Annotated in this window: 24 protein-coding genes; 8 read left to right on the top strand and 16 right to left on the bottom strand. The window is 66.5% G+C overall.

What is annotated here, in order from left to right:
* Positions 1-8: 8 nt before the first annotated feature.
* The 7 genes from LVJ94_14930 to LVJ94_14900 form a co-directional block, all read right to left on the bottom strand.
* Entirely contained in the window at positions 9-824 is an 816-nt protein-coding gene (locus LVJ94_14930; GenBank protein ID WXB08528.1) for a hypothetical protein, read from the bottom strand.
* Between the two features lie 2 nt (positions 825-826).
* Positions 827-1,930 carry a lipoyl synthase gene (gene lipA, locus LVJ94_14925; protein WXB08527.1) on the bottom strand — a complete coding sequence of 368 codons (1,104 nt, stop codon included), beginning with the start codon at positions 1,928-1,930 and terminating at the stop codon, positions 827-829.
* A 38-nt stretch (positions 1,931-1,968) separates the two neighbouring features.
* On the bottom strand, positions 1,969-2,658 hold the full coding sequence (locus tag LVJ94_14920; GenBank protein WXB08526.1) for a dienelactone hydrolase family protein: 690 nt from the start codon (positions 2,656-2,658) through the stop codon (positions 1,969-1,971).
* A 20-nt stretch (positions 2,659-2,678) separates the two neighbouring features.
* Positions 2,679-3,941, bottom strand: coding sequence for an erythromycin esterase family protein (locus LVJ94_14915; protein WXB08525.1), 1,263 nt, complete (start codon positions 3,939-3,941; stop codon positions 2,679-2,681).
* Entirely contained in the window at positions 3,938-4,606 is a 669-nt protein-coding gene (locus LVJ94_14910; GenBank protein ID WXB08524.1) for a phosphoribosyltransferase, read from the bottom strand. The genes LVJ94_14915 and LVJ94_14910 overlap by 4 nt, the downstream gene beginning before the upstream one ends.
* A gap of 110 nt (positions 4,607-4,716) precedes the next feature.
* Entirely contained in the window at positions 4,717-5,874 is a 1,158-nt protein-coding gene (locus tag LVJ94_14905) for an efflux RND transporter periplasmic adaptor subunit (GenBank protein ID WXB08523.1), read from the bottom strand.
* A complete protein-coding gene (locus tag LVJ94_14900; GenBank protein ID WXB08522.1) occupies positions 5,874-9,146 on the bottom strand; it encodes an efflux RND transporter permease subunit in 3,273 nt (1,090 codons plus the stop codon). The genes LVJ94_14905 and LVJ94_14900 overlap by 1 nt, the downstream gene beginning before the upstream one ends.
* A gap of 213 nt (positions 9,147-9,359) precedes the next feature.
* On the opposite strand from LVJ94_14900, the gene LVJ94_14895 reads away from it, so the two are divergent.
* Complete coding sequence (locus LVJ94_14895) at positions 9,360-9,791, top strand: MarR family transcriptional regulator (GenBank protein WXB08521.1); 432 nt, start codon at positions 9,360-9,362, stop codon at positions 9,789-9,791.
* 10 nt (positions 9,792-9,801) lie between these two features.
* On the opposite strand, the gene mtnA is transcribed toward LVJ94_14895, so the two are convergent.
* Complete coding sequence (gene mtnA / locus LVJ94_14890; GenBank protein ID WXB08520.1) at positions 9,802-10,929, bottom strand: S-methyl-5-thioribose-1-phosphate isomerase; 1,128 nt, start codon at positions 10,927-10,929, stop codon at positions 9,802-9,804.
* A gap of 82 nt (positions 10,930-11,011) precedes the next feature.
* On the opposite strand from mtnA, the gene LVJ94_14885 reads away from it, so the two are divergent.
* Positions 11,012-12,592, top strand: a complete 1,581-nt coding sequence (locus LVJ94_14885) for an ATP-binding protein (GenBank protein WXB08519.1) — start codon at positions 11,012-11,014, stop codon at positions 12,590-12,592.
* A gap of 118 nt (positions 12,593-12,710) precedes the next feature.
* A complete protein-coding gene (locus tag LVJ94_14880) occupies positions 12,711-14,288 on the top strand; it encodes an FAD-dependent oxidoreductase (GenBank protein WXB08518.1) in 1,578 nt (525 codons plus the stop codon).
* Here LVJ94_14880 and LVJ94_14875 read toward each other — a convergent pair.
* A complete protein-coding gene (locus LVJ94_14875; GenBank protein WXB08517.1) occupies positions 14,272-15,132 on the bottom strand; it encodes a tetratricopeptide repeat protein in 861 nt (286 codons plus the stop codon). The two genes, LVJ94_14880 and LVJ94_14875, sit on opposite strands and share 17 nt — an antisense overlap.
* Here LVJ94_14875 and LVJ94_14870 point away from each other — a divergent pair.
* From LVJ94_14870 to LVJ94_14860, 3 genes are all read left to right on the top strand, one after another.
* A complete protein-coding gene (locus LVJ94_14870; GenBank protein WXB08516.1) occupies positions 15,113-15,979 on the top strand; it encodes a 3-hydroxyacyl-CoA dehydrogenase NAD-binding domain-containing protein in 867 nt (288 codons plus the stop codon). The genes LVJ94_14875 and LVJ94_14870 overlap by 20 nt on opposite strands.
* Complete coding sequence (locus LVJ94_14865; protein WXB08515.1) at positions 15,976-16,752, top strand: enoyl-CoA hydratase-related protein; 777 nt, start codon at positions 15,976-15,978, stop codon at positions 16,750-16,752. The genes LVJ94_14870 and LVJ94_14865 overlap by 4 nt, the downstream gene beginning before the upstream one ends.
* A gap of 190 nt (positions 16,753-16,942) precedes the next feature.
* Positions 16,943-18,187, top strand: coding sequence for a hypothetical protein (locus LVJ94_14860; protein WXB08514.1), 1,245 nt, complete (start codon positions 16,943-16,945; stop codon positions 18,185-18,187).
* Here LVJ94_14860 and LVJ94_14855 read toward each other — a convergent pair.
* From LVJ94_14855 to LVJ94_14840, 4 genes are read right to left on the bottom strand one after another with little or no spacing between them, the layout of a single operon-like run.
* A complete protein-coding gene (locus tag LVJ94_14855) occupies positions 18,184-19,443 on the bottom strand; it encodes a rhomboid family intramembrane serine protease (GenBank protein ID WXB08513.1) in 1,260 nt (419 codons plus the stop codon). The genes LVJ94_14860 and LVJ94_14855 overlap by 4 nt on opposite strands.
* 20 nt (positions 19,444-19,463) lie before the next feature.
* Positions 19,464-20,117 carry a DUF1579 domain-containing protein gene (locus tag LVJ94_14850; GenBank protein WXB08512.1) on the bottom strand — a complete coding sequence of 218 codons (654 nt, stop codon included), beginning with the start codon at positions 20,115-20,117 and terminating at the stop codon, positions 19,464-19,466.
* A 51-nt stretch (positions 20,118-20,168) separates the two neighbouring features.
* Positions 20,169-21,425, bottom strand: a complete 1,257-nt coding sequence (locus LVJ94_14845) for an MBL fold metallo-hydrolase (protein WXB08511.1) — start codon at positions 21,423-21,425, stop codon at positions 20,169-20,171.
* Between the two features lie 10 nt (positions 21,426-21,435).
* Positions 21,436-22,236 carry a hypothetical protein gene (locus LVJ94_14840; protein WXB08510.1) on the bottom strand — a complete coding sequence of 267 codons (801 nt, stop codon included), beginning with the start codon at positions 22,234-22,236 and terminating at the stop codon, positions 21,436-21,438.
* A 133-nt stretch (positions 22,237-22,369) separates the two neighbouring features.
* Here LVJ94_14840 and LVJ94_14835 point away from each other — a divergent pair, with 133 nt between their 5' ends.
* Together LVJ94_14835 and LVJ94_14830 are read left to right on the top strand one after the other, a co-directional pair.
* The gene (locus LVJ94_14835) at positions 22,370-23,359 is read left to right on the top strand and encodes a DNA polymerase III subunit delta' (protein ID WXB08509.1); all 990 of its coding nucleotides are present in this window, start codon (positions 22,370-22,372) and stop codon (positions 23,357-23,359) included.
* The gene (locus LVJ94_14830) at positions 23,360-24,139 is read left to right on the top strand and encodes a lytic polysaccharide monooxygenase (protein WXB08508.1); all 780 of its coding nucleotides are present in this window, start codon (positions 23,360-23,362) and stop codon (positions 24,137-24,139) included.
* Here LVJ94_14830 and LVJ94_14825 read toward each other — a convergent pair.
* From LVJ94_14825 to LVJ94_14815, 3 genes are read right to left on the bottom strand one after another with little or no spacing between them, the layout of a single operon-like run.
* Positions 24,119-24,757, bottom strand: coding sequence for a hypothetical protein (locus LVJ94_14825; GenBank protein ID WXB08507.1), 639 nt, complete (start codon positions 24,755-24,757; stop codon positions 24,119-24,121). The genes LVJ94_14830 and LVJ94_14825 overlap by 21 nt on opposite strands.
* Complete coding sequence (locus tag LVJ94_14820; GenBank protein ID WXB08506.1) at positions 24,757-25,416, bottom strand: thiamine phosphate synthase; 660 nt, start codon at positions 25,414-25,416, stop codon at positions 24,757-24,759. Before LVJ94_14820 ends, LVJ94_14825 begins: the two co-directional genes overlap by 1 nt.
* Positions 25,413-26,591 carry a small ribosomal subunit Rsm22 family protein gene (locus LVJ94_14815; GenBank protein WXB08505.1) on the bottom strand — a complete coding sequence of 393 codons (1,179 nt, stop codon included), beginning with the start codon at positions 26,589-26,591 and terminating at the stop codon, positions 25,413-25,415. Before LVJ94_14815 ends, LVJ94_14820 begins: the two co-directional genes overlap by 4 nt.
* Between the last annotated feature and the right edge of the window lie 37 nt (positions 26,592-26,628).

Genomic DNA, 26,628 nt, shown 5'->3' with positions numbered 1-26,628 from the left:
GTGGTGGCTCAACGTTTGCCAGAATGGCGATCCTTTTTGTCGAGCTCGCGGAAGCGCTGCTCAGGTCCACGCGGCCAGTAAAATTGGATCGCGGAGAGCGTGGATCCCGCTTCGGGCGTGAACGCATGCTTGGCGCCCGGCGGGATCATGAGCACTTGCCGCGGGCCCACCGGCTTGGTCTGGCCATCGAGGGTGAAGAAGCCCCGCGCTTGCACGGTGCACACGATCTCCCAGGAGGCGTCGTGCGCATGCTCGGCGATGGGGGCCGCGCCCGAGATGCGGCCGACGTACGCGCCCGCCAGTTCGCTTTCGACGTCGAGGCGCGCGTGCATCTTTCCGCCGCCCCATGTCAATTCGGGCGCGGCGCCGGCGCGCACGATGCGATGCGTAAGCGGCGGCGGCGCCTCCTTCGGGTGGCGCGGGGTGCAGGGATCGGTGCGCACGGCCGCCACCAGCGCGAGGCCTTTCGCGCCTTTGACGGTGAAGGTCCCCTCGCCTTGCGTGATCAGGTAGTCGCCTTCGGCCAGGCGGTCGTTGTCGGCGTTGACGTCACCTTGCACCGCGCTGACGACGACCTGTTCGCATGTGCGCACCGAGATCGGCGCGCCGGACGCGCTCAAGTCGATGAACGTCGCGGTCACCGGCGGGCCGTGGGGCGCTTCGGCGTCGACGTCGGGGTACGGCGCGGGTGCCGAGGCATCGCGGTCGATGGTCAGCGGCGGGCCGACGACGACGCCCACCTTCTCTTCTTTGTGGCCGCACGAAGAGCAGGACGCGACCACCCACGCGAAAACGGCCGCCGCAACCTTGGGGGCCATCATCATGGTCAGACCTCCGAAGGCGCCCTTCGAACGAGGCTCGAGGCCGGGATCAACGAGACGGCGGCGCGGGCCGCGAGCTCGCTCACCGTGCGGGGTGCCTCCCCATTTGCTTGCGTGGCTTGCCCATCGATGCGCGCGGCGGCGGCTTGCGCTTCGGCAAGGCGCTCCGACAGAACCTTCTTCGCGGCATCGGGATCGCCCGGGTGCAGCACGCTTTTGACGAAGACCTCGGCGGCTTTGTACGAGCTTCGAACCAGCGGAGCGCTCGCGCAGAAGGCAAAACCGAGCTCCTTGGCCTTGTTCTCGAAGCGCAAGAACGTCTCGGGCGTGACGAAGCGATCCACCGCGACATGCTTGGGCGTGGGGCGCAGGTACTGCCCGATGGTCACCAGATCGACCCCAGCGCCACGCAGGTCGGCCAAGGTTTCCTCCACCTCGTCGTCGGTCTCGCCAATGCCGACCATGATGCTCGACTTGGTGATGCGCTCCGGATCCCGCTCCTTGACGCGGCGAAGCACGGCGAGGGATTGCTCGTAGCTGCAACGCACGTCGCGGATGCGGCGCTGGAGGCGGCGCACGACCTCGATATTGTGCGCCCACACGTGGGGCTTCGCATCGACGGTGGTGTCGACATAGGACAGGTGGCCGCCGAAGTCGCCGAGCAAGGTCTCGATGAGGATGTCCGGCCGCAGCTCGCGCAGGCGCGTGACCGTGCGGGCGACGTGGGAGGCTCCGCCATCGAGCAGGTCGTCGCGGTCGACCATGGTCATGACGACGTATTGCAGGCCCAGGCGCGCGATGGCGCGGGCCACGTGCTCGGGCTCGCGCACATCGACTGCACCGCGAGGGTCGCCCGTGGTGACGGCGCAGAAGCGGCAACCGCGGGTGCAGACATCGCCGAGCAGCATGACGGTGGCTGTGCCCTCGGACCAGCACTCGCCGACGTTGGGGCAGCGCGCCTCTTCGCAGACCGTGTGAAGGTCGAGCTCGCGAAAGGTTTCCTTCAGGCGCCCGTAGGACTCTCCGCCGGGGGCTCGAACTTTCAGCCACGGAGGCTTGGGGGCGAAACGAGGCTTACCTGTCGGCGGCGCAGAAGAAGAGGCGGACACGCTGCGAAGGTAGTATCCGGCCGCCACACCGTCAAATGCTACTGCTTGGACAGATGGCGCCGGAACCATTCCGCGGCGCGGCGTGCGGCCTCGCCGAGGGTGCCTGGCTCCTCGAACAGATGGGTGGCGCGCGGAATGACGTCGAGGCGCGTTTCCGCGTGCAGGCGCGCCATGGCCTCGCGGTTCACGTCGAGGGTCGGGACATCCTCGCTGCCCACGATGAGCAAGGTCGGGGCGCGCACCCGTTCCAAAGCGTAGCCCGCCAAGTCGGGCCGGCCGCCGCGTGAAACGACCGCGGCCACGTCGCTGGGGCGCACGGCGGCGGCAAGCATGGCGGCGGCTGCGCCCGTGCTCGCTCCGAAGTAGCCGATGCGCTCGCCCTCGCGCCGCCCTCGCGCCCAGTCGGTTGCCACGATGAGGCGGCGCGCGAGCAAGTCGATGTCGAAGCGAAGTCGCCCGGTGCGGACATCGATCTGCTCTTCCTCGGCCGACAAAAGGTCGAAGAGCAAGGTCGCCACCTGGGCATCGCTGCGCAGGGTCTGCGCCACGACGCGGTTGCGCGGACTATGGCGGCTGCTTCCGCTGCCGTGCGCGAACAGAACGAGACCGCGCGCCGCCGGCGGCACGGTCAACTCGCCCTCGAGCAGCACGAGGCCCGCGCGGATGGTCACGGATTGCTTCGTTTCGGCAGGACGCGTCGCGTCGGTTCGGCGAACCGTCGGTTGCATGGGCTTCTCCTTTCTCGTCGTCAGACTGCGAACGGATACGTCTCGGGCGCTTCGCCGCCATGCCACATGGCCGTGCGTTCCAACGGCTCGACGGCGCGCGTGCGATCGATGTGAAGGACGGCGTCGAACTGCGATGCCAGGTCCGTCTGGAAGTAGTGGCTCCATCGTTCCGCGTCCGGGCGGTACACGACACCGATGGCGCGCTGGAGCCGCGGTCCCTGCCAGAGCGCATCGCGTTCGCCGCCGCGGACCAAGAGAAAACGCGGCAGGCCGGTGAGGTGGAAGACCTCCTCGTAGCTTCCCCGCAGGCCGGGGCGCACACGTTTGCGCTCCGCCGGCGCGTCCCAATCGGAGGCCGCGGTGACGGTGCCCTCGTAGGTGGAGAAGCCCACGTGGAACGTCTCGCCGGGATACGCCTCGCGCGCGAGCTGGCCCACGTTCCACTCGCCTCGGCGGCCCATCTCGGTCGCGCGGGCATCGCCCAAGTGCGAATTGTGCGCCCAGACGACGATGCGCGGCTTCTTGCCCTGCATCGACTTGCCCAGGTACCGATCGAGCTCGCGCAGCGTATCCATCATGTGCCGATCGCGAAGGTTCCACGTGGAGACGCGGCCGCGCATCATGTGGCGGTAGTACTCCTCGGCGTTCTTCACGAGGCGGGCATTCTGCTCGGCGTAGAAGAGCTCCGTGTCGCTCTGGGCCAACTCCAGCGCACGCGCCTGCAGTTCGAGCAACTGCAGCACGGCCTCGCGCTCGCACGAAGCGCTCACGTCACGGCCCGCGGCGTAGGCATACACCTGCGGGTCGCCCCCGTAATGATCGAAGCACGCGTAGCGCGCCCGGGCACGCGCGGCCGCGTTGGGATCGGCCTTCTCGAGGTAACGGAGCACCTCGGCGATGGAGGCGTAGAGGCTGTACAAGTCGAGCCCGTAGAAGCCGACGCGATTCGCGTGGGCCTCCCGCCGTTCGTTCTCGTCGCGCAGCCAGCCGACGAAGTCGAGCACGTCGGCGTTGCGCCACATCCACGTAGGAAAGCGGGCGAAACCTCGCAGCGCCTCCTCGGCGTCTTGATCCACGCCCATGCCGCTGACGTAACGGTGAACGCGATAGGCATCGGGCCAGTCGGCCTCCACGGCCACGGCGTCGAAACCTTTCTCGCGGATCAAGCGCTGCGTCAGATGCGCGCGCTCGCTGTAGAACTCGTGCGTGCCGTGCGACGCTTCGCCGAGCAACACGAAGCGCGCATCGCCGATGCGCGCGAGCAGGACGTCGTCGTCGGTCATGACGCCGCGCTCCTCGTTTCCGCCGTTTCCGCCGAGCGGGCGAGCAGCGCGCACACTTCGTCGTCGGTGGTCTGGGTGAAGTCTTCGTACCAGAGGCCCACCGCGTAGAGCGGCTCCGGCGTCATCGCGCAGACGACCTGGTCGGCGTACTGGCGCATCTGCGTGCACGTGTCCGGCGACGAGATGGGCACCGCCACGACGATGTGCTGCGCGCCGCCCGCGCGCACGGCCGATACCGCGGCGAACATGGTGGCGCCGGTGGCGAGGCCGTCGTCCACCAGGATCACTGGACGATCGCGCATATCGACAAGCGGCCGGCCTTCCCGGTAGCGCACCTCACGCCGCGCGATCTCGAGCGTCTCCCTTTCGGCGATGCGCTCGACGAGCTCTTTCGGAATCCGGAGCTCCTCGATGAGCGGCAAATTGAGGACGCGGATGCCACCCGATGCGACCGCCCCCATCGCGAGCTCTTCGTGCCCGGGTACCCCGAGCTTGCGCACGATGAAGACGTCGAGCGGCGCACCGAGCGCACACGCCACCTCGTAGCCGACGGGTACCCCACCACGCGGAAGCGCGAGCACCCTCGGATTCAGCGGCCCGAGGTGCCCGAGCTTCGCGGCCAAACGCCGCCCCCCATCGGCGCGATCTCGAAATCGCGCAACCATCTCCGGATCCGTTGCACGCCTCGTGCCCCATACGACAACGACCACGCCTAACCGCGGCGTGGTCGTCGAGAACGGCGCTGAAGGCCACGCCGTAGCAAATGGCTACGGTCTCAGGGCTTGTTCAGCGCGGTCATCTTCTCTTTCTGCGCCACGCGAACCCTGGCGCCCTCGATGACGTCGTCGCCGGGATGCAGGATGACCTGGTCACCGGGATTCAGTCCTTCGCGCAGGTAGACGTTGATGCCGTCGGTGTCGCCCGCGCTGACGGGCACGAGCGCGGCCTTGTTGTCGCGCACCACGAAGGCGAACGACTTGCCGCCGCGGAACACCAGCGAGTCGGCGGGCATGGTGACCGCCGGCGGCGTCGCCAGGTCGAGCTTCACCCGAACGAAGACACCGGGGAAGAGCGCGCCCTCTTTGTTGTCGACTTCGATCTCGGTGAGCATGGTGCGCGTCTTCGGATCGAGATCGCGTGCGAAGCGCGTCACGGTGGCGGAGATCTTTCGATCGGGGAACTGGTCCGTCCACAAGCTGACCGGATCGTTCTCGTGCACGAACAACGCTTCGTTCTGCGCCAAGAAGACGCGCACGCGCACCTTGGCCATGTCGGCGATTTCCACCAGCGGCAGCGCCGCTTGCGAGGCCGTCGCCGCTTGCAAGAGCGAGCCCGGGTCGGCGTAGCGCGCGGTCACCACGCCGTCGAACGGCGCGCGGATCACTTGGTAGCCCTGGAGCACCTCGACCCGCTGCTGCTCGGCCTGGGCGATCCCGCGATCCGCCTGGGCCTGCTCGAGCGCCTGCTGCGTGACCAGGCCTTGCTTGACCATCGACTGGTAACGCTGCTCGACGAGCTTGCGGTTGTTCAGATCCGCCTGGGCGCGCAAGAGATCTTGCTGCGTCTCGGGGGACTGCAGAACGCCGAGCACGTCGCCGGCGCGCACCTTCTGGCCTTTGTCGGTGCGGACCTCGCGCACGTACCCGCTCACCTTGGCGTAGAGCGTGGCGCGGCGCATCGGGTACACCTCGCCGGTGAGCGTGATGCTCCGACCGGCCTGCGTCTTCGCCACCGGCGCGGCCTGCACCAGCACGCCTTGGGCGACCTCGGCCTGCCGTGCATCACGTTCGTTGGCTTCGGCCGAGCGCTTGCGGACGGTGAAGGTAATGACGCCGAGCACCGCCACCGCCACCAGGATGATTCCCCCGATATGAAAAGCTGCGTTGCGTTTGGGTTGCTTGGGTTTGGCTTGATCAGCAGATTCGGCAGACATCACGAAGGACTCCCTTCCACACTCACGGAATGACCAACCAGCACGGGTTCGTACGCCTCGTGGGCTTCGGCCTCGAACTTCTCGTCGAGCTTGTGCTTGGTCGGCGCCTTGCGGCGCAACAGCGAATAGATAAGAGGCACGATGAACAGCGTCGTGCAGGTGGCCACGAGCAGACCGCCGATGACCGCGCGGCCGAGCGGGGCATTTTGCTCGCCGCCTTCGCCCGTACCGAGGGCCATGGGGATCATGCCGAGGATCATCGCCAGCGCGGTCATGAGGACCGGACGCAGACGCGTCTTGCCAGCTTCCAGCGCCGCAGCGAGCGGCCCGATGTCATGCCCTTCGCGGACTTCGTTGGCGAAGTTCACCAAGAGAATGCTGTTCGAGACGGCCACACCGACCGCCATGATGGCGCCCATGAGCGACTCGACGTTCAGCGTGGTGTGCGTGATGGCGAGCATCCAGAGCACACCCGAGAGCGCACCCGGCACCGCGAACATGATGATGAACGGATCCAGCCACGACTGGTAGAGCACCACCATGAGCACGTAGACGAGCACCGCAGCGAGAATCAGGCCCGTTCCCAGGCTGAAGAACGAGGAGTTCATGCTCTCGCTCTGGCCGCGCAGGTTCAGTTTCATGCCCGGCGGCAAGTCCTTGCCCACGTCTTTGAGCACCTTCTGGATGTCCGCGGCGACGCTGCCCAGATCGCGTCCTTCGACGCCAGCCTGGACTTCGACCTCACGCTGAACGGCATCGTGCGTGACCAATGACTTGGTCTGCGTCGGCCGCACCTGCGAGAGCGCGCCCAGGTACGGAGCCACGCCCGGCTGCGAATCGTCGGCGCCCGGCGCCGTCCCTGGATCTTGAATGGAGTGGTTACCGGTGGTGAGCGGCATACCGCGCAGTTCGGAGACCGAGCTGACCCGGTCGATGGGCGTTTGCACCACCACGGAGTAGTTGACGCCGTTCTGCGGGCTCACCCAGAACGAGGGCGACACGAGGGAGCTCGAGCTGAGCGACGTGAGCAAGTTGCTCGCGATGTCGCGCTGCTGCAGGCCCATCTGCGCCGCGCGCTCACGGTCGACGTCGACCTGCAGCGCGGGGTGGTCGAACACCTGCGGAATGCGCACGTCCACGACGCCGGGGATGGCTTTGATCTTCTGTTGGATGACCTTGGCAATCTCCATCGATTTGTCCATGTCGCGTCCCTCGACCTCGATGTCGAGCGGCGCGGACAAGCCGAAGTTCAGAACCTTGCTGATGATGTCCGCCGGCTGGAAGTACAGATGCACGCCCGGGAAACGCTTGGCGAACTCGGTGCGCAGCTTGCTCTGGTACATCGCCGTGGGCGCGTGCTCCTCTTTGAGCGACACGAGCACGTCGGCATCCTGACCACCGACGCTGTCGGTCTGGACGAAGGCCAGGTTGTAGAAGGTCGGCATGCCGATGTTGTCGTTGATGTTCCCGAGATCCTTGGGCGGGATCACTTCGCGGATGGTCTGCTCCACCTGCGAGACGAGCTGCTCGGTCTCCTCGATGCGCATGCCGGCGGGGCCGCGCACGTGCAGCTGCATCTGGCCGGCGTCGACCTGCGGGAAGAAGTCCGTGCCGACGAGCTTTCCGAGCGGCAACGTGATCAGCACCACGGCGAGCCCAATGGCGATGGTGAATTTGCGGTGGTTCAGCACCACCGAGAGCAGGCGCGTGTAGCCGGCTTGGAAGCGATCGAAACCGCGATCGCGCCACCGGTTGAAACGATCCCACGCGCCGTTGCCGTCCGCGTGCAGCGGCTCCTTGTCCATGAGCATGCGCGCCAAGGTCGGAACCAAGGTTCGCGACAGGAGGTACGAGGCCAACATGGAGAAGACGACGGAGAGCGCCAGGGGCACGAAGAGGAACTTCGCCGGCCCGGTGAGGAGCACGACCGGGAAGAACACGATGCAGATGGTGAGCGTGGCCGCGAGCGCGGGCGTCGCAATCTGCGCCGCACCGTCGAGGATGGCCACGGTGAGAGGCTTTCCGAGGTGGCGGTTGCGGTGGATGTTCTCCACCTCGACGGTGGCGTCGTCGACGAGCATACCGATGGCCAGCGCCAGACCGCCCAGGGTCATGATGTTCAAGGTCTGACCGGTGAGGTACAGGCCGAGGAGCGCGACGAAGATGGCCAGCGGGATGGAGGTCGATACGATGACCACGCTGCGCCAGCTGCCGAGGAAGAAGAGAATCATCAGCGAGACCAGCGCCGAGGAGACCACCGCCTCGTGGAGCACGCCCTTGATGGCGGCGCGCACGAAGGTCGACTGGTCGAAGTCGAGCTTGATCTCCATGCCCTCGGGCGCTGCGGCCTTGATCGCAGGGATCAGATCTTTCGTGGAGTCGACGACCGCGATGGTGGAGGCGCTCGCCTTCTTCAAGACGGCGAGGTACGTGGCGCGCTGACCGTTCACGCGCACGATGTTGTTCTGCACGGCAAAGCCGTCGTGCACCTTGGCCACGTCACCGAGGAACACGGGCGCGCCGCCCACCGTCTTGATGGGCATTTTGTTGAAGTCGGGGATGGCGTCGGGGCTGTTGTTCATCGCCACGTCGAACTCGGTGTTGCCCATGCGGGCGGAACCCGCCGGCTGGGTGATGTTCGACTGGAGAAGCGTGGTGACCACGTCTTGCGGCGACAGGCCGTGCGCGGCGGTGAGGCTCGGGTCGACGTCGACCATGATCTGGCGCTGCTTACCGCCGTAGGGGGCCGGCGTGGCCAACCCGGGGACGGTGAAGAGGCGCAGACGAATGAAGTTGAGACCGTAGTCGAAGAGCTGCTGCTCGTTGAGCGTGGGGCTCGACACGGTCATCTGCGCAACCGGTACGTTGGATGCGTTGTACCGGATGATGGCAGGTGGCTGCATACCTGGCGGCATCAAGCGCGTGGCGGTGGACGACACCGAGTTGACCTGCGCGATGGCGCCGCCGATGTCCGCACCAGGTTCGAAGTAAAGCTTGACCAGCGACGTGCCGCTGATGGTCTGCGACTCCACGCGCGAGATGCCATCGACGGTGGCCGAATACGCGCGCTCGCTGAGGAAGGTGACACGCTTCTCCATGTCGTCGGCCGACATGCCCGGGTAGTTCCACACGACGAGCACGACCGGGATGTCGATCGTCGGGAAGATGTCGGCGCGCATCCGTGTGATGGACAGCGAGCCAAGCAGGAGGATCACGAAGGAGAAAACCGCGATCGTGTAGGGGCGCCGAAGCGCGAGTCGAACTATCCACATGGTTGGGTCCGGATTGGCGAAAAACCCCGGAAAAAAGGGGTTGCCGGATGCATAGAGTCGGGTAGTTGTTTTCGCAACGGTTGCGAAAGCAATTATTTGGTCACATGCTCTGTGGTGGGCTTACTTCTCGGTTAGAATCGGCCGTCGACTTCGACAGGCCTCCACCCTCGAGTCCGGGCCCGTGCCATGACAGAACCCAACGAAACACCCCAGATGCAACCTTCGGTTCTCCTCGCGGAGGAGCTCTATCGCCTCGTGATCCGAACGAAGAAGCTGCTCTGGCGAACGGCTTCGCGCACGCTCGAAGCCAACGGCGAATCGATCTTCACCTGGCCCATTTTGAACTGCCTCGTGCGCAACGGGCCCAGCGCTCAGCGCGACATTGCGGAGAGCACCGGCCAGCACCCTGCCGGCCTCTCACGACTCATCGAGGAGCTCGAAACGAAAAAGCTGATCCGCCGCAAGGTCGACCGAAACGATCGCCGCCGGCAGGTCGTGGAGGCGACCGCCAAAGGGCGCGCGTGGATCGAAGAGCAGACGCCTGCGATCTACGCCGCCGTCGATCAGGTGATGAGCGGTCTCGATGACGAAGAACGGCGCACGATGCGTGCGCTGCTCCTCAAGTTGCTCGCGCAGGTTGAGTAGGTTGAGTAGGTCATCGAGTAGGCGGAGCGAGCCTCGCGAGGCTCGCCGCGTCGAGCGGTGAGGCCGTGCCCAACTCCGTGTAGAGCGCACGAATCAAACGGGCCGGCGTGACGTCGAAGGCTGGGTTGTGTGCCCGCACGGCGTCCGGCATGATCTGCACCTCGGATTCGCCGAGGGTCACGTGGGAAACTTCGCGCTCGCTGCGCTCCTCGATGGGGATGCCCGCGCCGTCGGGGCATGCGAGATCGACCGTGCTCCAGGGAGCGGCCACGTCGAACGGAACGCCGTGCACCTGCGCGAGGCAGGCCACGCCATAGGTGCCAATCTTGTTGGCCACGTCGCCGTTTCTGGCCACGCGATCGGCGCCCACGATGACCTGATCGATGAGGCCGCGCGCCATGAAGGAGCCCACCATCGAGTCGGTGATGGTCTGCACGTCGATGCCGTCTTTGTGGAGCTCCCACGCGGTGAGGCGAGCGCCCTGGAGCAGAGGGCGCGTCTCCGCGGAGAGCACGCGGATCTTCTTGCCTGCATCCCGCGCGGCGCGAATGACGCCCAGCGCGGTGCCGTAGCCGCCGGTGGCCAGCGCACCCGCGTTGCAGTGCGTGAGGATCGTCGAGCCGTCGCGCACGGAGGCCGCGCCGAGCTCGCCCATCTTCTTGCACGCGAGCTTGTCCTCCACGTGGATGGCGCGCGCTTCGGCGGCGAGCGCAGTGACGCGTTCCCTTGGTGCCTCGGCGGCGATGCGCACCACGGTGCGGTGCATGCGGTCGAGCGCCCAGGCCAAGTTCACCGCGGTGGGGCGCGTGCGGCGGAGCATGCCGTCGGTTGTGCTCATGACCTCCAAGAACGCGTCGCGCGGACCGTCGCAAAACACGGCGGCGAGCACCAGGCCGTAGGCCGCGGAAATGCCGATGGCCGGTGCCCCACGCACCTTCATGGTCGAAATGGCATCGGCCACTTGCTCGGGGCGTTGAAACGTCTCGTAGCGCTCTTGGCGCGGAAGCAAGCGCTGGTCGAGCATCACCACCGTGCGGTCGCCCGGCATCAGCTCCACCGCAGAAAATGCACTCCCGCTCAGGGGCTCGGGATGGGGGTGGGCTCGTCCTGTTTTCAGCGTTGGAATGAAGGCGCTCACATGCACCTTTCTAGCACCTTTCGAACGCGGATCGGATGCATCTAGACCGCGTCATCGCGAGGTGACAAATTCGTGGAATCGCATGCGGTATCGGACCCTGTTCGAGCGGGCCCCGCTAGGTGCCTTTTTCTACGACAGGCAGCTGCGCATCACGGAGGCCAATCCCTATTTGCTGCGCGTTTGGCAGCAAAAAAACGATTCCCCGGCGGCGGGGTTCGATCTTTCCACCGTGCGCGATCCGGTCTTCCTGCCGGCGCTTCGCAAGGTGTGGGACGGTGAGGACGGGCGCTATGAGGGCCCTTATCGCACGACGCTGACCGGGGAGCTGATGAACATCTCCCTGACCACGACGCCCGTTCGCGATGCGCAGGGCACGGTGGAGCTCGGCCTCGCCATGTTCGAGGACATGACGGAAAAGCAGCGCCTCCAACGCGATCTGGCCGAGCGCAAATTGATTCAAGCGCGGCTTCTGCAATCGGATCGCATGGCCTCGGTAGGTACCTTGGCCGCGGGCGTGGCGCACGAGATCAACAATCCCCTCGCCTACGTGAAGGCCAACCTCGATGTGCTCGCATCACGGCGCATTCCGCAGCTCGCGGTGCTGCTGCGCGCGGCCGAGGAGGAGCGGCTCGAGATGTACGGCGATCCGCCCGACGAGAACGCGTACGAGCTGTCCGAACGGCTCGCGCAGATCGGCGCCATGGTGGACCTCGCGCGCGAGGGGTCGGAGCGGGTGCGCACCATCGTGCGCGATCTGAAGACGTTCTCGCGCGCAGACGAGGAGACGACGACCCCCATCGACGTGGCACGCGTGCTCGACGCGTCGGTGAACATGGCGTGGAACGAGATCCGCCACCGTGCGCAGCTGGTGAAGGAATACGGCGAGGTGCCACCGGTGGAGGCCAACGAGTCGCGTCTGGGGCAGGTGTTTCTCAATCTGCTGGTGAATGCGGCGCAGGCGATCCCCGAGGGGCGCGCGGGCGACAACGTGATTCGCGTGCGCACGTACCTCGACGCCGACGAGCGCGTGGTGGTCGCGGTTTCGGATACGGGAACCGGGATTCCGGAAAGTGCATTGGGGCGCATTTTCGATCCCTTCTTCACCACGAAGCCCGTCGGCGTGGGCACGGGGCTGGGGCTTTGGATCTGCCAAGGCATCGTCACCGCGCTGGGCGGCGAGATTGCCGTCGACAGCGCGCCGGGTCGCGGGACCACCGTGACGTGCACCATCCCACAGCGCTACGCACCGAGCCATCGGATGGTGCGCAAGACCGAACCACCGGCCAGCACACGCCGCGGTCGCATCTTGGTGGTCGATGACGAGCCGGCGTTGGGGCCTTCCCTGGCCATCGCACTCGCCGACGAGCACGACGTGGTCTCCGTGCGCAGCGGGCGCGAAGCCCTGGATTTGCTCGCGCACGACGATCGGTTCGATTTGATTTTGTGCGATCTGATGATGCCCGACGTCACCGGCATGGACGTCTACGAGCGACTCCGCGAGCACCGGCAGGAACTTGCCGACCGTATGATCTTCGTCACCGGCGGAAGCTTCACGCGGCGCAGCACGGACTTCGCGGCGACGGAAGCCATCGCACAACGGATGCTGGAAAAGCCGTTCGACGTGCAGCGCGTTCGTGAGCTCGTCCGGTCGCGAATTGGATAGGCCTGAATACCGGATAGAGATAGTTGTAAGTACCACGAAAGATCTATCGACGCTGGTAGCGCGGCCGTGTTCATCTAGTCGCTTGATTTTTGCGGCGAGCTTCTGAACGGGAGGCAGCATGGGCACGAAGAACGACGTGAGCCGGCGCGCAATCCTCGGCGGGATGGCGGCGGCGGCGGGCGCATTCGGTTTTGGCTGTAGTGATGACGTTTCATCATCGGACGATGCATCCCTCGCGCATGCATCGCGATTGTCGAATGGAGAACAGGAGTGCGACGTGGTGGTGGTCGGGGCGGGCATCGCGGGGCTCGTCGCCGCGCGCGCGCTTTCGGCGCAGGGTCTTTCCGTCTTGGTGCTCGAAGCGCGCGGACGGGTCGGAGGGCGCACGCTCAATCAGAGCCTCGCGCGAAATGGCTTTTCGGATCGCACCATCGAGTTGGGCGGGCAGTTCGTGGGGCCCCTGCCCGGCCAGGGCCCATGGCCGCAGGACAAGATTTACAACTTGGCCGCGGAGTTCGGGATTGGAACCTTCAAGACGTACAACGAGGGGAACTACGTCAATTACGGCCAGGGGCTGCGCACCACCTACAGCAGTGCGTCGCGCGTGCCCTTGGATTTGGGAACGCCGAATCTGATCATCGCGCTCACCGCCTTCAATGCGCTGGCCAAGCAAGTGCCGCTCGATGCGCCGTGGGATGCACCGAAGGCGGCCGAGTGGGACTCGATGACCGTCGAATCGTGGATGCGCAGTTCGCTGCTCCCGCCGGCAGGCCCCGATGCGCCGACGAACCACGCCGTGCAATTGGCCGTGCAATCGGTCCTCTCGACGGAGCCGCGCGAGGTGTCGCTCTTGCGATGGCTCTTTTACGTGGCGTCGGCGGGCGGGTTGGACAACCTGCTCAACACGGCGGGCGGCGGGCAAGATAGCCGCTTCGTGGGCGGCTCCCAGCGCATCTCGGTGGCGATGGCCGAAACGCTGGGGGAGCGGCTGCACTTGAATACGGCGGTGCGGCGGATCCAGCACGCCGATGGCAAGGTGAAGGTCTCGGGCGACGGATACACGGTCACCGCGAAGCGCGTGATCGTGGCCATCCCGCCATCGCTCGCCGGGCGCATGGCCTACGATCCACCGCTGGCGGCGCTGCACCCGCGCGGATTTCTACGAGATCAGCTCACGCAGCGGTTTCCCATGGCCAGCGTCATCAAGATCAACCTCGTGTACGAGCGGCCGTTCTGGCGCGACGACGGGCTCGCGGGGCAGGCCACGAGCGACTCGGGCGCGGTGCGGGTGACCTTCGACAACACGCCGTACCCCGAATCGGGTTCGCCCGGGGTGCTCATGGGATTCATCGAGGGCGACGAGGCGCGCATCTGGTCGGCGCGCTCGCGCGAGGAACGCTACGCGAAGGTGCTCGACGACATGGCGCGGCTCTTCGGGCCGCGGGTGCGCGCGCCCCTGGGCGGTATTCAAGGCTACTACGAGGGGCTCTGGAACTTGGACGAGTGGGCCGGCGGCGGCCCCACGTGCAATCAGGCACCGGGCGGGCTGATTCAGTACCGCTCCGCGGTGCGCGATCCCATCGGGCTGATTCACTGGTCCGGAACGGAGACGGCCACGCGCTGGACCGGCTTCATGGACGGCGCCGTCGAATCCGGCCAGCGCGCCGCCCAAGAAGTGCTCACCGCGCTGGGTTGAGGGAACGAAGCTTCTCGATCTGCGCCCCCGAGGCACCGAGTTCGGCGGCGCGGTCGAGGGCGCGCTCGGCGTCCGCGCGGCGCTTCAATTGGATGAGCGCCCAGGCGCGGCCGAGGTGCGCCGGAGCATAGCGCGGGCTGCGTGCGATCACGGTGTCGTACGCGGCCAGGGCTGCCGCGGGGTCGTCGCGCATCACGGCCACCGTCGCGAGGCCGAGTGCATTCGCGGAGCCCGTGCGATCGGCGGCGTGGCCCTTTTGGTACGCGCTTTCGGCGGCCCGGAGATCGCGGAGGTGCACGCACACGAGGCCGAGCGCGTGCCATGTCTCGGCATCGCGTGCCCCGCGGGCGATGGCCTCCTCGAGGCGGGGGCGCGCTTCCTCCACCTCCCCCCAGCGCGCGGCGCGCATGCCGCCTTCGCGCGGGCCGTCGGGCGAGGCCGGCGCGATCTTCGCGGCCTCGTCGTACGCCGCGAGGGCCTCTTCGAAACGGTGCGCGAGCTCGTAGGCGTGGCCGAGCTCGATGAACGGCACGGGATCGTCCACCGGCGAGCGATGGCGAAGTTCGTCGATCTCGGCGCGCGCGCGTCCGAGGTCACCCTGCGAGGCGTACACCCGAATGAGCAGGCGGCGCGCGGCGCGATCGTCGGGTTGCTCGTGAAGGCGCGCCACCAGAACACGGACGGCCTCGTCATCGTTGTGTTGCCGCGTCAGCGCACGCGCGCGATCGACGGCCGAGGGACGCGCACAGGAGGCGAGCATCCACACCAAGAAGAGGGTGTGGTACACCCGGCGGAGAACACTTCGACCAAAAGGAGTATGACCCATGTCAGAGATTCGGCTCATCGGTGTCCTCGGCGCAGGACAGATGGGAAGCGGCATCGCCCAAGTGGCTGCGGCCGCGGGGTTCGACGTTAAGCTCGCTGACGTTTCGCTCGATGTCGCCGAAAAGGGCAAGGGCAAGATCGAGAAGATCCTCTCCAAGCAGGTGGAAAAAGGGAAGCTTTCGGCGGACGACAAGAACGCGCTGGTCGGGCGCATCACGCCGATCGGCGGCCCCGAGGGCTTCAAAGGCTGCGATCTCGTCATCGAGGCGGCCACCGAGAACCTCGATCTGAAGAGCCAGCTCTTTCGCCGCTGCGACGAGGCCCTCGCCCCGGGCGCGTACCTGGCCAGCAACACGTCGTCCATTTCGCTGACCAAGCTGGCCGGGCTCACCTCGCGGCCCGACAAGGTCATCGGCATGCACTTCATGAATCCCCCTCCCCTGATGAAGCTCGTGGAAATCGTCCGCGCGGTTCAGACGTCGGAGGAGACGTACAGCGTCATTTTCGCCCTGGCGGAAAAGATGGGCAAGACGGTCATCACCAGCAAGGACGCCCCCGGCTTCCTCGTGAACCGCATGCTCATTCCGATGTTGAACGAGGCGTGTTTCGCGCTGCAGGAAGGCATCGGCACGGCGGCGGACATCGACACGGGTGCAAAGCTCGGGTTGAACCATCCCATGGGGCCGCTCGAGTTGGCCGATCTCATTGGCCTCGATACGGTGCTCTTCATCGCCGAGGTGCTGCATCGCGATCTCGGCGACGACAAATACCGCGCGCCGACGTTGCTGCGCAATTTGGTGAATGCGGGCTGGCTCGGTCGCAAGTCGGGCCGCGGCTTCCACGACTACAGCGAGGGCAAGCCGTGAGCTCCGTCGTTCTTCTCGAGCGCGTGGGTGGCGTCGCCATCGTCACGTTGAACCGCCCCGACAAGCTGAATGCGCTCAATCAAGAGCTGCTCGCGGCCTTGTATGGCACCTGGAGCGATCTGGATCACGATCCGACGGTGCTCTGTGCCGTGCTCACGGGCGCGGGCAAGGCCTTTGCGGCCGGCGCCGACATTGCGGCCATGTCCGCGATGGGCACGTCGGAGGCGAAGATCTTCTCCGATCTGGGCCACACCGTGTTGGCGCGCATGGAGAGCGCGCACTTCCCCATCATTGGCGCGGTGAATGGCTTCGCGCTCGGCGGTGGGTGCGAGGTGGCGCTGGCGTGCGACTTCCTCTACGCGAGCGATGGCGCGAAGTTCGGGCAGCCCGAGGTGAGCCTCGGGGTCATCCCGGGCTTCGGCGGCACACAACGCCTCGCCCGCCGCGTGGGCATCGCGCGTGCGCGCGAGCTGTGCATGACCGGCGATGTGATCACGGCCGACCGCGCCCTGGCCATGGGCTTGGTGAACGCGGTCTTCCCCGCGGGGGATCTGCTCACGCAGGTGCGCGCGGTGGCCGACAAGATCGCGTCCAAAGGCCCGCTGGCCATCGCCCAGTGCAAACGCGTCATGCAACGCGGCGCCGACGTGCCGCTCCCCGTGGCGAACGAGCTGGAAGCCCAGGCCTTCTCGTGGTTGTTCGGCACCACCGATCAAAAAGAGGGCATGGCCGCCTTCTTGGAGAAGCGCCCCGCCTCGTTCAAGGGTCGCTAGCCCCGGCGTCGATATCGGCCCATTAGCAAAACCGGAAGGGATACTTCCGCCCGCGGAACCACGGGTTCTGTGGCGTCCGGTGCCAATGGGTCGATCCGTCGCATGATTGCGAAAAGACATCGATGGTATGCCGGTTGCTCTTTCGTGCGGAATGCATACGGCACGAAAAGTAGGCACTCCAAAGCGGCCAGTGTTGTTGTTCTTGGCCAGCACCGGCGCGGTGGTGGCGACCACGCTCGTCGCGTGCAGCGGAAACGACGCGGGGCCGGCGCCCGAGAAACCGGTGCTCTCCGGACGGTACGTCGCCGCGGGCGCGGGAAGCGATATCTCGCAGATGACGTTCTACGGGAAGAACCATTATTGGCTATCCAAAAGCCCGTGCGCAAATGAGATCCCGTGCATGGAGCGGGGCACATTCGCCCTCGATGATGCGCTGACCGCGTTGTCGCTGAGCGATGAATCCACGGGGCAAACGCGCGTGCTGCCCATCAAGAACATCGTGCAGGAAGGCGCCGTTCCGTCGTCGGAAACCAAGACGTCCGCATTGGAAAGGACCGTCCGAGCCGAGAGCTTGATTGGCCCCGATGGGGGCGGGCTCGTGGGCGATGCCGGCGCACTGTTGTGCGATGCGGGTCCGCTCACGGCATGCAACGAGGTGAGCACGGCGCCGCGGGTTGCTTCGATGGAGGTGGGCGATGGGGCAAAATTCCAGGCCGACCCCACCTCGACGACCAACGTCCCTTCGGACAATTCGTGCGCACCGGCGACGCCGGCGACGACCTCCCACGAATTTACGATTGAGACCAAGAACTTCATCGCGCCGGTCGACAATGTTGGACATTTCATATTGGGCGACAACAAGGCACTTGCAGAATTGGCCGTCGCCACCAACTTGGCCTACAAAGAAGACCCGAAGGACGGCTCCAAAGACTCGGCCAAATACCGATTGTGGGTGTCGGTGACCCTGTCCGTGACGTGCACCGGCACGAAGGCGAGCATGAAGATGAATGTCAACGGACGCGACGTGGGCAAGGAAGGCCCGCTCAAGGGGGACGAAACTCATTTTTCGTCCAAGTCGACCGACGATGGTCGTTTCTACTATTTGATGGGTGGCCGTCCAAACGTCGTGGCCGAACCGGCATTTCAATTGGTGAGGCCCCGCACGAATCGCTCGATTTGGTATTCGGTGTCGGGCCGGGTCACCTGCTCCGCGGACGGTGACGCCACCCTCACCATCGGCGACGGAGACGTGGTCAATACGTCGTTTCCCTCGTTCCGGCTCTGGACGGGGAAGAAGACGAATGGCACCGTCGTCTACCGCGATCGGAGGGATTTCGATCGCAAACAAGCCGTGTTCACCGAACTATGGAACTTGTCGGATGTCCCGTCCGATCCGAGCGAGTTCCCGAGCACCAGCCCGGGCTGCACGCGCTAGCCTGGCCATTTTTCGGCCGTGTGCAAGCAGCGGCAGGACCACGAGCCTTCCTCCTTGCACATGGCCCGCAGCTTCTCGATGCTGGCATCCCGCGCGGGGCCAGGCGGGGCGACCCAGGCATCGATGAGGATGATCCCCGCGCACCCATCTTCGTAGCCGATATCGCACGCCTCCTGCACCAGCGCGCGTGCGTGGGCGAGGTCCTTCGGGCGACCGCGGCCCACGCGGTAATACTCCGAGAGGCTCACGCAGGCGGCCAACACGCGCTTCCGCGGGGACGTGCAGGCCTTCTCGAAAAGGTCGATCGCTCGGGTAGCGGCAGGGTCTTTCGCCAGCATGGCGCCCTGCTCGTAGCAAGCCTGGCTGTCGCCTCGTTCGCAGCACCGATCCAGAATGCGCAGCACCTGTGCGTCGTCCTTCGGGGTGCCGAGGCCCTCTTGGTAAATGCGCGCGAGGTACTCGCAGCCGAGGGCGCTGCCTTGGTCGCACGAGCGCTCCGCGAAACGCCGCGCACGGGCGTAGTCGACAGGGTACGTCGCGCCGGTGTCGTCGCCGCCTAGATAGGCGTACGCGAAAAGATCCGGGGCTTCGCTCGGCGTCCACCACGGTCGCACCGCCGCGTAGACGAGCATCGCGATCGCGGCGAGCGCGAGGCTCGTGCCACGCACGCGGAACGCGGATGCCGTGAGCGCCCAGGTGAGCATCGCGCCTGCCACGAACCCGCCGCCATGCGCGGCGTGATCCATGTCGGTGAAGAGTCCGGCGACCCCGAACCCCACGACCACCATCGCGACCACGAGACGCGCAAAGGGATCGCGGAACACGTCCCCCCACGATCCGAGCTCACGCTGCCGGAGGATGAGCATCGCGCCGATCATGCCGCACGCGACCCCCGAGGCGCCTGCCGACACCTTCCCGTACAAGATGACGCTGGCCGCGGCGCCGGCGAGGCCCGAGGCGAGGTACAGGAGAAGGAACCTCGCCTTGCCCAACTCGTGCTCGACCACCACGCAGCATCCGAAGCAGCCCGACACGTGAAAGAGAAGGTGCAGGAGCCCGACGTGCACGAACATGGCGGACCCAAGGCGCCACCACTCACCCGCCAAGACGTGCGACCGCTCCAAGGCCCCCGAGGCCAACAGCACGGGCACCGCGCTCGTGTCGCCGAGCGATATCTCGTAACCAAAGACGAGGACGCTGAGGACGAGGAGCAACAACGAGAGCCGCGCCTCCAGCACACGCGCGAGAACAGCCATGCGCGTCATGTTCTACGACGTCAGCGGTGGCGCGTGTACTCGTATTGTACGGCGAGCCACTCCGAGGCGCCGGCGACGGGGGTCCAGTATTGGCGCGTGACGTCGCGGTCGTCGGATTCGCGGGTGGTGACGTGGCGGGCGCGCATGAACTTGCCCTCGAGCTCCTGGCCCCATCCGGGGATGGCGAAATTGTCGAAGTGCACGGTTACCTCGGGGAAGTTCGTGGCCCCATAGCTTCGCGCGGCCATGATGCCGATGGGGGCGCGTGTATCCATCGAGATGTACTGCCAGCGGGCTTCCAGCTTGTTGTACGTCAGATAATCGATGCGGCGGAAATCCGGCACCTTGGAGCCGGGCGCCGGCTTCATGGTCTCTTGCAGGTACAGGCCGGTCATGGTGCGCTCGGCGACCATGCCGGAAATGACGATGGGCGTCGCTTCCGGCGAAGTCCGCAAGGTCATGACGACATCCCACGTCCCCACGCGGCGGGTGAGCGCCTCGGTCTCGGGGCCGGGGACGAGCATGCGCTCGATGGCCGAGGGCGATTTCGACACGGGCGCCGACTTCGTGACGGGCGGAGTCGCCGGGGGCGGCGCGGCCTGTGCGGGCGAGCACCCTGCGTGAAGAGCGGTGAACGCGAGAAGCAACCAAAGCGCGGACGTGGGGGTGGGCATTGCACCAGATTTACCCGATTCGAAGATCGGTGCGGTGCGCATTCGCGACGATCAGCGCGCGACGTATTCGATGACCGGATCGCGCGAGGTGGCCACCTCGTCCAAGTTGGCAATGCGGAGCTTTCCGAGATCGTGCAGGTACTCCACGTGCGCACCTGCTTCCTCGATGGCGAGAATGAGATCGTACCCTTCGCGCGGGCCGAAAAGCGCCTCGGACACCCCGAGGACGGTGCGCGGGGCCGCACACGCTTCGAGCACGCGCGCGAGACGTTGGCGGTGAAAATTGGCCATGGCGTCGATGCGCATGCGCAAATCCCAGATGGGCTCTTCGTGTCCGCCCAGCGCGTAGTTGATGCCTTCCAATTTGCGGATTTTCGCCAAACTGTGAAAGTAGTGCTCGAGGCCCGCGAAGGGCGTAATCGCTTGTGGGAATTGGTGTGGCGTGATCCGCGCCAGCACATGGTCACTGGTCAAAAGAACATCGTGCACCTGCAAGCAAATGAGCCCCGGGCAGTGCCCCGGGACGTGGTGCACGCGGTAGCCGGGACCAATCTGGTCACCGTCGCGCAGGACGCGGTCGACCTGCATCGGCTTGAAGATGCTCTTGTGCGCCGTGTAGAGCCCGAGGAGCACCGCCCGCGCGTCGTCGGCGATGCCGGCACGGCGCAGGTAGACGTCGATGTCCTTGGAGACCACGACGAGCCGCTCGTCGAAGCACGAGAGCACGCGCGCATCGAGCTCGTGCACCGCCAAGTGCGCCCGCGTCTCGCGCTTGACCGCGTTCGACCCACCGAAATGGTCATAGTGTGCGTGCGAGATGACGCACCAATCGAGCGCCTCCTGCCGCACGTCCTCGTGAAAGAGGTCGCGCATGACGGCAAAGCCCAGGGCAAGATCGCGCCGCGAGCTCGGTAGGTTCGAGCCGCAGTCGAGCATGAGCGTGGAGCCCGGCTCCAGCACGACGTACACGTTGTTGACGTGCCGCGGAAACGTCTCGACGGAGAGGCAATAGATGCGCGTCTCGGTGCCCGCCCGAAAGCGCTGAACGCCGGCCGCCCCGTATTGGTCGATGTACGCGCGGCGCTTTTCGGCATCGCCATCGAGTGCGCGTTCGAGCTGTTCGAAGCGCCCTACGAGGTCCATCGCCTGCAGGGGCTCGCCGCTATCGGCGAGGCGTGCGCGCGCCTCCTTCGCCTCGAGGTGCACGCCCTCCGCCGCGAGCACCGCGTCGGAGAGAAACGCCCCTTCCGCGCGATGAAAGAGCCACTCGATCTTCTTTCGAATCTTCGACGGAACCGACGACGGCATACCCTCGAGGTTAGCCGATTGCGGCCCCCAATGCCGAACGGGTGCCCACCACGGCGCTGGGGCCCACGATGTTTCCGATGACCGTCCCCCGTCGCACGAGGTATTCGCCAAAGCGGCCGGCAACGTAGGACAGCGTATTTTCCGCGCGGGCGTCGAAGTAGGAGCCGTCGGCCGGGTCGAGAAGTTCGATGACGCCGAGGTAGCGCCCCTTGTCGCTCACCGGTGCCACGAGAACACTGCGCACGGGGCCGAAGAACGCGTGGCGGTTGGCCGGGCGCTCCTCGCTCGTGCCGTCCTCTTCGTAGTGGAACGAGCGCGGTGCGCCTTGGGTCATCGCCTGCGTGATGAGCGGATCGGCCTCGTCGGTGCGCATCATGAGGAGGTCCTCGCTGCCTTCACCTTGCGCGTACACGACGACGAACTGCTGCACCTCGGGGTCGTAGATCTGCACCAGGCCAATGCGCGACGGGAGCGCCCGCAGGACCGCGGTGAGGCAGAAGCTCGCCGCCTCCGCGGTGGTCTCGCAATGCGGCAGGGTGTGCATGGTGGCGAAGAGGTCGTCGATGGCCTCGAAGAAAATCGCCGTCCTGCCGGTGGCCCATCCCTCGGCGGCGCGGGGCGGGCGCTGGTGCGCGAGCGCGAACGGCTCCTTGTCGACGTAGGTCGCCCAGTCTTCGGCGCTCATGTCGATGTCGGGATCGAGCTCGATCGTCGGCGCCGATTCTTGCGGGTTTGGTTCGTTCGGCTTCCTCGTTTTGGGACGCGGAGGGAACTTGACCGTGGGTCGCGGCGGAAGCGGACGTTTCACCATCGCTTTGAGCGCCTAGCAACGCGCGTTCCTCCGTGCGATGCGTGAAATTCCAAGTGCAGTACGCACTCACGGGGGTCGTGACGGTTGCGTGTGGATCTGGGCGGATCCGGTGAGCTACGGTCCATCGCGATCCATGACTTCTCTTCTTTCGCAGGTAAAAGCCCAGCCGACCGCCGTCGCCACCTTGGAGCGGGCGCTCTCCCATGGGCGCGTTCACCATGGGTATTTGTTCGATGGGCCGGACGGGGTGGGAAAGGAGCTGGCGGCGTTCGGGCTCGCGCAAGCCTTGGTGTGCGAGCACCGGGAGGGGGGACCGCAGGCCTGCGGGGAATGCTCGGCGTGCAAACGCGTTGTGCCGAAGGATGGGAGATCGGTGCATCCCGACGTGGTGGTGCTCGAGCGGGGGTTGTACGAGCCGGCGCAGATCGGGCGGCGCACGCCGGAGGCGACGGAGCTCTCCATCGACCAAGTGCGCACGTTGGTGCTGGCGCGGGCGGCGTTTCCGCCGCACGAAGGCCGGGCGAAGGTGTTCATCATCCGGCGCGCCGACGAGTTGAGCATCGCGGCGGCCAATGCGCTGTTGAAGACGCTGGAGGAGCCCGGCAGGGGAACGCACTTCGTCCTTTTGTGCTCGAAGCCGGACACGTTGCTCCCCACGATTCGATCGCGGACGTTGCGCGTGCGCTTTGCGCCGCTGCCCGACGCGGTGGTGGCCGAGCTTCTGGCGGCACGCAACGTCGAGGTGGAGGAAGCACGCACCATGGCCAGTTTGGCCAATGGCAGCATGGCCACGGCGCTGGCCCTGGCCGATCCCGACGAGAACGACAAGCGCCAGCGGTTCGTGGACAAGGCCCTGGCGGCGTTGGATTCGCCCGACATGGGCATCGCGTTGGAGCTCGCCGAGGAGGCCAAAAAGAACAAAGATTCCATAGAGGTAGCGCTCTACGCCTTCGCGGTTCGCCTCGCGGAACGGGCCCGAGCGACGGCCGAGAACGGAGACCGGCAGGCGGATGTCGCCGCGGCACGTTATGCCCTCGCCCTGCAGGCGGCACGGGATGTGGATGCCAACGCCTCACCGCAGCTGGCGGTGGAATCCATGATGGTGCGCATGAGGAGCGTATGAATGATCGCTGGGCGTGTTTTCGCTGTGCTCGTGGGCGTGGGTGCGTCGGTGGCGGCACCGGCGGCGCATGCTCATTTCCACTTGAACGCGCCTGCCGCGTCGCTGGCGCAGGACGCCCAGGGTAATCCGCAAAAGGTTGGCCCCTGCGGGAGCAATAGCGGAACGTCGACGGGCCAAGTGACGGCGTATCGGCCGGGCCAGGCGGTCGACATCTCGATCAACGAGACGGTTTTTCATCCGGGGCACTACCGGGTGGCGCTCGCGGTGAGCGATCCGAGCGAGCTTCCCAAGGACCCGAAGGTGACGCCGGGACCGACGCCGTGCGGGACCGCGGAGATCGAGAAGTCGCCCAAGCTTCCCGTGTTGGGCGACGGGCTGCTCGTGCACACGAGCGCCTTCACGGGTCCGCAGACGATGCGGGTGGTGCTGCCGTCCAACGTGACGTGCACCAAGTGCACGTTGCAGGTGCTCGAGTTCATGTCGGAGCACAACCCGAATTGCTTCTATTACCATTGCGCCAACATCTCCATTCAAGGGGATCCCGTGGATGCGGGCACCGTGCTCGATGCGGGCGGCCCCTCCAGCGGCGATGCGGGGACGGGCGGCAACGGCGGGAACGGTGGGGACGAAGAAGGCAACGGCGGGAACAGCTCTTCGGGCGGCTGCTCCATGCCGCCGGGGGGTTCGACGGCGACCGGCGGGCTCGCGGGGCTGTTTGCGCTCACGCTTTTCGGCGTGGTGCGCAGGCGCTTTCGGCGGTCACGGGGAATGATTCGGTAACACTTCGTAGAGCCCCGGACCGAGCATGCGCCCCTCCCACACGAGAACGCGCGTGCCGGCGAAGACGGCAACCAGGCGGCGATCCGTCGCGGATTTGTATTCTGCAAGCAAGACGACGTCGCCGAGGTCCGGCGCGGAGGGGCCGTGCCGCTCGGCGGAGAGTGGGAGGCGGCGCAAGCGCTCGTAGCGCTCGCCGTGGTGCACCAACGACGACGGAGGCTCTTCGCTCGGGCCCCAGTTCGAGGCTTCGGCCAGGTGCGGCGCGGCGGTGAGCCACACGAGGTCCTCGTGGGGCTTCGGCCGCGCGAGCACTGCGCGATCGGCACCGGCGTTGGGCGCGAGGAAGAGGACGAGCACGGGGACTTCTTCGGAGAAGACGACGGCGCTTTCGAGCCACGCTTCTTCGCCGTCGCTCGCGAGCACGACATCTCCGAGGCGGCATGGAAAGGCCACGAAGGGATCGGGCTTGCTGGGAGCCCCCAGTGCGTCGCCCCCGTCCTCTGGCTCGCCGTTGGGGTCATGCCCCGGAAGCTCCGGGACCTTGCGCGTGGCCCGTGCGAGCCATCCGCCGACGAAGGCGCCACCTGCCACGAGGAGGGCCGCGGCGATGAGGCTCATTACACCCGGGCCGGTGCCGGCTCCGCCTCACAGCCACCGAGCGCCGCATGGAAGGCGACGGCCATCTCACGCGGGGTTCGCGCGGCGTCGAAGAGCCCCGCGATGACGGCGGCCGAATCGGCCCAGGGCGCGACGAGCGGCGCGCGCTCGAGGGTGATCCCGCCGATGGCCACCAGCGGCGTGCCATGGCTGCGCGCGAGCGCGGAGGCGGCGCGCAGGCCCTCGATCCCGACGACGTCATCGGGGTTGCGCTTGGTGCTGGTGGGGAAGACGGGGCCGTAGGCCACGTACGCAGGACGCGATTCGAGGGCGCGGGCGAGCTGCTCGAGGTTGTGCGTGGACAGTCCGACGCGCAGGCCGGGCGAGATGCGGCGGACGAAGTCGATGGGGGCGTCGTCCTGCCCGAGGTGCACCATGTCGCAACCGGCGAGCACCGCGACGTCCGCGCGATCGTTGCAAACGAGCGGCACGCCGGCGCGTCGACAAAGCGGCAAAAGGAGGCGCAGGAGCGCGAGCATTTCCCGGGGTGGGAAGTCCTTGGCGCGAAGCTGCAACGCGGCGGGCCTCACGGTGAGAATCTGCTTCGCGAAGTCGACGGGGGCGATCCCCTGCGCTTCCAAGGTTCCCAAGTCCAACATTCCGTAGAGGCCGCGCATCATGATGAGCATCTCTTTACAGAGGTTTCGCGTTCGATGCGCCGCTCACTGAAGGGGCGAATGGTGACGAGATCGCCACGGACGAGTGACCGAAAGCTCGCGTTCGTCTCGGAATGGGCGCGATCGAGGCGTGCTGGGCGGACGAGGGAGCCCGCTTCGCTGCACAAAAAGACCTCACATTTGCCCTTCGTGACGATGAGGTCGGATACGACGCGGAGGCGCATTCCGTCGGGTTGGGAGGGGCCGAGGGTTCCAGCGAGCTGAACCTGATCGCGGCGCAAGATGAGGTAGCTATAGGTCAATCCCTCCCAGCGCAGGCCGGCGCCGCGGGCGACGTCGACGAGCCAGGGCGGGAGGTTCACCGGGAGGTCCTCGTGGCACCAGTCGCCCGGGTTGGTGAGCATGGGGCACGCGGCCGCGTGCAGGCACGGAGCGAACAGGGTGACGCCCGGGCGTGGCGGCATGACGAGGGCGTCGCGCACGGCGTGCAGATGGCGCGTGCGCGCCCGCAGGGCAGGCTCCACGATGACCAGTGCGCCGTGCTCGCGCACCCGCTTCAAGAGCGAGAGGACGAGGTCGACGTGGCGGCTGACGCGTTCCGCATCGGGGCGGTCGCGATGCAGCTCGCTCAAGAGTTGTCCGGCGATGACGAGGTCGAAGGTGGCGTCGGTACGGGCGGCGGCATCGTCCACGGTACCCGAGGTGCAGCGCGCGGTGATGCGGATGTCCCCCTCCCCTGCGCGCCGTTTGAAGATGCGGGCGGCGAGCTCGATGGCCATGGGGTCTTCGTCGACGAGGAACGCTTCGATGGCACCCGTTTGCCCGACGCCGGCGAGCGCGCGCGCGACGCCCCACGTCATGGCACCGAGGCCTGCGCCGACGTCGAGGATGCGCAGCGGCCGGTCATCCGGGATGCGGAGGAGCCCGGCGGAGACGAGCTCGCGCACGGCGGCCGCACCCTTGGGGACGTCGCGCGGAAAGGAAAAGAGGAGGCGCGCGCCGAGGGCGTCGGCACTGCGGGCGCGGGCGGCGGGGGCCTGGGCGCCGTCGTTGTACGCCGACGAGAGGGCGCGCACGTTGGAGGCGAGGCGCTTTACCTCGGACGACGTGGGCCATTTTCGCTCGCGGGCCACATCATCCAGTAAAGAGCGCCATGTTTCATCGAGCGGCGAGATCATCGGTTCCCGCTCTTCTTAGCACTCCCGCCGCGTTGAA

The sequence above is a fragment of the Sorangiineae bacterium MSr11367 genome (genome assembly GCA_037157805.1).
Lineage (GTDB): Bacteria > Myxococcota_A > Polyangia > Polyangiales > Polyangiaceae > Pendulispora > Pendulispora rubella.
The sequence above is the reverse complement of the archived record's forward strand: the minus strand, read 5'-3'. Positions and strand labels throughout refer to the sequence as shown.

Coding starts and splice junctions, on each gene's coding strand:
- LVJ94_14815 (WXB08505.1), bottom strand. CDS start 26,591: ATGATCTCGCCGCTCGATGAAACATGGCGCTCTTTACTGGATGATGTG.
- LVJ94_14885 (WXB08519.1), top strand. CDS start 11,012: ATGCGGTATCGGACCCTGTTCGAGCGGGCCCCGCTAGGTGCCTTTTTC.
- LVJ94_14875 (WXB08517.1), bottom strand. CDS start 15,132: ATGAGCCGAATCTCTGACATGGGTCATACTCCTTTTGGTCGAAGTGTT.
- LVJ94_14855 (WXB08513.1), bottom strand. CDS start 19,443: ATGGCTGTTCTCGCGCGTGTGCTGGAGGCGCGGCTCTCGTTGTTGCTC.
- LVJ94_14915 (WXB08525.1), bottom strand. CDS start 3,941: ATGACCGACGACGACGTCCTGCTCGCGCGCATCGGCGATGCGCGCTTC.
- LVJ94_14845 (WXB08511.1), bottom strand. CDS start 21,425: ATGCCGTCGTCGGTTCCGTCGAAGATTCGAAAGAAGATCGAGTGGCTC.
- LVJ94_14905 (WXB08523.1), bottom strand. CDS start 5,874: ATGTCTGCCGAATCTGCTGATCAAGCCAAACCCAAGCAACCCAAACGC.
- LVJ94_14840 (WXB08510.1), bottom strand. CDS start 22,236: ATGGTGAAACGTCCGCTTCCGCCGCGACCCACGGTCAAGTTCCCTCCG.
- LVJ94_14895 (WXB08521.1), top strand. CDS start 9,360: ATGCAACCTTCGGTTCTCCTCGCGGAGGAGCTCTATCGCCTCGTGATC.
- LVJ94_14820 (WXB08506.1), bottom strand. CDS start 25,416: ATGATGCGCGGCCTCTACGGAATGTTGGACTTGGGAACCTTGGAAGCG.
- LVJ94_14850 (WXB08512.1), bottom strand. CDS start 20,117: ATGCCCACCCCCACGTCCGCGCTTTGGTTGCTTCTCGCGTTCACCGCT.
- LVJ94_14880 (WXB08518.1), top strand. CDS start 12,711: ATGGGCACGAAGAACGACGTGAGCCGGCGCGCAATCCTCGGCGGGATG.
- LVJ94_14835 (WXB08509.1), top strand. CDS start 22,370: ATGACTTCTCTTCTTTCGCAGGTAAAAGCCCAGCCGACCGCCGTCGCC.
- LVJ94_14910 (WXB08524.1), bottom strand. CDS start 4,606: ATGGTTGCGCGATTTCGAGATCGCGCCGATGGGGGGCGGCGTTTGGCC.
- LVJ94_14900 (WXB08522.1), bottom strand. CDS start 9,146: ATGTGGATAGTTCGACTCGCGCTTCGGCGCCCCTACACGATCGCGGTT.
- LVJ94_14825 (WXB08507.1), bottom strand. CDS start 24,757: ATGAGCCTCATCGCCGCGGCCCTCCTCGTGGCAGGTGGCGCCTTCGTC.
- LVJ94_14830 (WXB08508.1), top strand. CDS start 23,360: ATGATCGCTGGGCGTGTTTTCGCTGTGCTCGTGGGCGTGGGTGCGTCG.
- LVJ94_14870 (WXB08516.1), top strand. CDS start 15,113: ATGTCAGAGATTCGGCTCATCGGTGTCCTCGGCGCAGGACAGATGGGA.
- LVJ94_14930 (WXB08528.1), bottom strand. CDS start 824: ATGATGATGGCCCCCAAGGTTGCGGCGGCCGTTTTCGCGTGGGTGGTC.
- LVJ94_14920 (WXB08526.1), bottom strand. CDS start 2,658: ATGCAACCGACGGTTCGCCGAACCGACGCGACGCGTCCTGCCGAAACG.